This is a genomic window from Isoptericola sp. NPDC056605 (assembly GCF_042792795.1).
Taxonomy (GTDB): Bacteria; Actinomycetota; Actinomycetes; order Actinomycetales; family Cellulomonadaceae; genus Isoptericola.
Genome location: NZ_JBHTVT010000054.1, coordinates 1 through 1,624, shown reverse-complemented (window position 1 = coordinate 1,624; position 1,624 = coordinate 1). Strand labels below are relative to the sequence as shown.

The following is a 1,624-nucleotide window of genomic DNA, read 5'->3' as shown; positions in this document are numbered from 1 at the left end:
TATTAAAAATGTTCACTCAGGCTGTCGAGAAAATCTCGACGGCCTTTATTTTTCCTTTAAATATCCATTCTCCTGCAATAAAATAAAAGAAAGACTTAAAAGGACGGTGTCTTTCTCATGTTCCACACAAGAAACTCTTCTCAAAACACAGCCGAATTTGTTCTGCTTGACCAACTCGTTGAAGAGGATCACCTGCTTCGGAAAATTGATAAACACATAGACTTCTCTTTCATCATTGAAAAGGTGAAACCTTACTACAGTGAAAACAAAGGCCGCCCCTCACTTGATCCGCTTATTTTATTTAAAATGATGTTTATCGGATACCTCTATGGTATCCGTTCAGAAAGACAGCTTGAAAAAGAAATTTACTACAATATGGCGTACAGATGGTTTCTCGGATTGAACATAAACGACCCGGTTCCACACCACTCCACCATCAGCTGGAACAGACGCACACGCTTTAAAGATACAACCATCTTCCAAGACATTTTTGATGAGATCGTTCTTCAGGCCATCAATCATGACATGGTGGGCGGACGAGTCCTATTCACCGACTCCACACACCTTAAAGCCAATGCCAACAAGCATAAATACACAAGAAAAACAATTGCGCAGGATACCCAAAACTATATCAAGGATTTAAATGAAGCCATTCAAGAGGATCGGGAGGAACACGGAAAAAAGCCATTAACAGCCAAAGAGGAGGTGAAAGCTGAAAAAGAGATCCGCCACAGTACAACCGATCCGGAAAGTGGCTATCTGTATCGTGAAAACAAACCAGAAGGTTTTTTCTATTTAGATCACCGCACAACAGATATGAAATACAACATTATCACCGATGCCTACGTCACACCTGGAAATGTCCATGATTCTGTGCCTTATCTTGACCGATTAGACCACCAAATCGCACGATTTGGTTTTCAAGTAGAAGCCGTCGCCCTTGATTCCGGATATTTAACGACTCCGATCTGTAAAGGATTATCTGACCGCCAAATCTTTGGTGTCATCGCACATAGACGTTATCACCCTATCCGAGGCTTGTTTCCAAAATGGAAATTTCATTATGACAGTGAACAAGACAGATACATTTGTCCAAATCACCAAACACTTACATACTCAACAACTGACCGAAAAGGCTACCGGTCATATAAATCAAATCCTGAAATATGTTCCTCATGCCCACTGCTTGAAAACTGTACAAAATCAAAGAATCGGCAGAAAGTGATTACTCGACATGTATGGGAAGACCATAAAGGTCAAACAAAATCGCTTGTCTGTTTCAGAAAAAACCCTCTATAAAAAAAGAAAAGAAAAAATAGAGCGAAGCTTTGCAGATTCAAAACAGCTGCATGGGCTTCGCTATTGCAGGTTGAGGGGAAAACGAAATGTGAGTGAACAAGTTCTCCTCACAGCCGCATGCCAGAACATGAAGAAAATTGCCACATACCTAGCCAAGCAGGGCTAGGCATGTGGGAGCGCTTTTTCTGCATCTGAAACTGATGAATATTTAAAGAAACTGGATAAAACAAAAAATCTTGTAGAAAAAACATCGTTTTCTCTACAAGCTGAGTGAACATTAAAAATGTTCACTCTTTTTATATGGGGTGGCGGCAAATTTCTACCC

At 40.5% G+C, this 1,624-nt stretch carries 1 pseudogene; it reads left to right on the top strand.

What is annotated here, in order from left to right:
• Positions 1–117 precede the first annotated feature (117 nt).
• Positions 118–1,465 (top strand): annotated as a pseudogene (locus ACFQ8Y_RS22690) (IS1182 family transposase).
• Positions 1,466–1,624: the final 159 nt, after the last annotated feature.